A 273-nucleotide genomic window follows, 5' to 3' on the forward strand; every position below is an offset into this window, starting at 1 on the left:
GTCGGCACCGAGCGCGATCGCCGCCTCGACATCGTCGTTGACAATGAGCAGCGCGTTGCTGCCCGTGAGCACATGCTGCAAAGCCCGGCCGGTTTCGATCATTTGCCGGGTGTCCGCCGTCTTGTCGCGCAGTTGCACGATGGTCGCCCCGCCGGCAACGGCGGCACGCGCGGTTTCGACAAGCCCGTATCCGGCACAGAGATCCGGATCGAGGACGAGATAGAGGGAGAGGTCGAAGGTCTTCACGCCACGCTGATCCTTGCCGCCTGATCG

1 protein-coding gene is annotated in these 273 nt (G+C 64.8%); it reads right to left on the reverse strand.

The features are described from left to right. The coding region (locus SB724_RS20095) for a thiamine phosphate synthase (protein WP_410572600.1) at nt 1-246 on the reverse strand (246 nt) is incomplete at its 3' end. Nucleotides 247-273 lie beyond the last annotated feature (27 nt).

The organism is Bacillus sp. SIMBA_031, from assembly GCF_046535225.1.
Taxonomy (GTDB): domain Bacteria; phylum Bacillota; class Bacilli; order Bacillales; family Bacillaceae; genus Bacillus; species Bacillus velezensis.